This window comes from Kiloniella laminariae, from assembly GCF_027214005.1.
Lineage (GTDB): Bacteria > Pseudomonadota > Alphaproteobacteria > Kiloniellales > Kiloniellaceae > Kiloniella > Kiloniella laminariae_A.
Map to the genome: position 1 here is coordinate 1 of NZ_JAPWGY010000026.1, position 2,332 is coordinate 2,332.

1 protein-coding gene is annotated in these 2,332 nt (G+C 51.5%); it reads left to right on the forward strand.

Going from position 1 to position 2,332, the window contains the following annotated elements; all coding sequences use genetic code 11:
- Positions 1 to 2,332 (forward strand): Ig-like domain-containing protein (locus O4H49_RS20450; protein WP_269425283.1); only part of this gene is annotated, 2,332 nt, incomplete at both ends.

Sequence of the window (2,332 nt, forward strand, 5' to 3'; positions counted from 1 at the left end):
GGTTACGCCATGACATGGAATGACTATGATGCCTTTGTTCGAATATTCAATGCAGATGGTTCAGCCAGATCAGGTCAGATAACAGTTCATGACCTCAAGCTGGGAGGCCAGTATGATACCGATATTGCTGGTCTTTCTGATGGCAACTTTGTTGTAACCTGGGCAACAAATACAGGTGCAGCTAACGGAACAATTTCAAGTATTTTTGTTTCTGCCCGTATATATACCGCTGATGGTCACCCCTTGACGGATGAGTTTCAGGTCAACCAACAAATCGAAAATACACAGGGCAGCACATCCATTACAGTCCTTGCCAATGGGAATTTTGTGGTCTCCTGGCAGAGCCAGGACCCTGACGTTGATGGTGATGGTTATGCCATTTCCGCCCGGATCTACAGTCCTGCTGGTGTAGCACAAGGGGATGAGTTCGCGCTCAGCCCTATTAATATAGACAGCTATCAAATCACCCCGGAAATCGCAGCTCTCACAAACGGTGGGTTTGTTGTTCTATACGGATCAGCGACAGGTCTCATGGCTCGTGTATTTGATCCAGAAGGAATACTTATCGTCGAAGAATTCAAGGTTGATTCAAGAAACAGTTATTTCAATAGTCCAAATGTTGTTGGTTTAGAAGACGGGGGCTTTGCAGTCACATGGATTGCACAGGAAGGCTCATCCGGGAACCCTGTCTACCACGCCGTCACCCGTGTTTTTGACTTGGGTTCTGGTGTTCGTGCCTACACCGAGGGAGAGGATGCTGTTCTGCTGGCGCCGAACCTGACAACGTCTGATGTCGACAGTGCCACACTCTCGGGTGCAACAGTCTCCATTTCCGGTGGCTTCGTTGCCGGAGAGGATGTCTTGTCCTGGGCCAGCTCTGCCCTACCCGGTGGTGTGGCTGCTGTCTATGACCCGACAACAGGTGTGCTTACCTTTACCGGTGTCGCCAGTCTGGCACAGTATCAGGCACTGCTCGACACTGTCGGATACAGCAACAGCTCCATTACACCCGATCAGGGACAACGCAGTGTCTCTTTCCAGATTACTGATGATCACGGTGCAACCAGTAATGAAATCATCAAGCTGGTTAATGTTCACGAAATCGCGGATCCTGTTGCAGCTGATCTTGTGGATGTTGTCTCGGAAACACCCCTGCTCGACGGTGCAGGCAATGTGGTCTTTACTTCTGGTGCCTCTGGTGAGGCCGAGGTCGAACACGGCGTTATTGTCTCCAGCTCTTATGACGGATCTCTCGGTGCCGCAACGCAATCCGGCCTGAACTGGACTGCCAATGACGGCAGCTGGTCCTTCTCTCTGGATCGTCTGGGGGCCTACAGCTTTACCATCCTTAAACCCGAATTGATTTCTGACGCCCAGACAACCGGGGCTTTCGGGTATACCGTCGACAGCCTGCACGGCCCGGCAGAAAGTGCAACAATTACGATTACCATCAATGACGATGGTCCGACCGCCTATGCTGACAGCAATGCCGTTGTCGAGGGGGTAACAACCAGCCTCACAGCCCAATATGGTGTTCTTGCCAATGATGTGCTCGGAGACGGTGGCGCAACAATAACCGCTCTTGCAATTGGCAATGGTACGCCACTGGCAATCCATGTTGGACAGGCAATCGAGACCACTCTCGGTTATCTGACCCTCAATGCGGATGGCTCCTACAGCTACACGGCAAAACCGGGTGTTGCTGTCGATAGCCAGGACAGCTTTACCTATCAGATCACCTCGGCAAACGGTGATACCTCAACAGCCACGCTCACCCTGTTCGTTACCGATGCAGATACCCCCAACACAGCTCCCGTTCTCGGAACTCTGGGAGACGGGATCGTTGTACCGACAAGCCTCGAGTTTGCGGTTAGTGATCTGGCTGGAAATCATGAACTGGCGAATGGTACTTCCATCACCAAACTTTCCGACGGGCGTCTGGTATCAGTCTGGACTGTGAATGACAATGCTTATGGACGCTTTTACAGCCCTGAAGGCGAAGCTCTTGATGTTCCTTTTGTTTTGGATCACAAGTTGTCCAACTTCCTACGATCTGCCTCTGTCACGGCACTGGAAGATGGTGGTTTTGTCGCCACGTGGCTCAATCTTGGAGTTTTCAAGGGCATTACGGCCCGTGCATTCAACGCCGATGGCTCCCCAAGAGGGGATGAGTTTGACGTCAACCTTACTATTGCCAGCGAAGTCTATGCACCTGTAACCACCGCCCTGGCTGATGGCGGTTACGCCATGACATGGAATGACTATGATGCCTTTGTTCGAATATTCAATGCAGATGGTTCAGCCAGATCAGGTCAGATAACAGTTCATGACC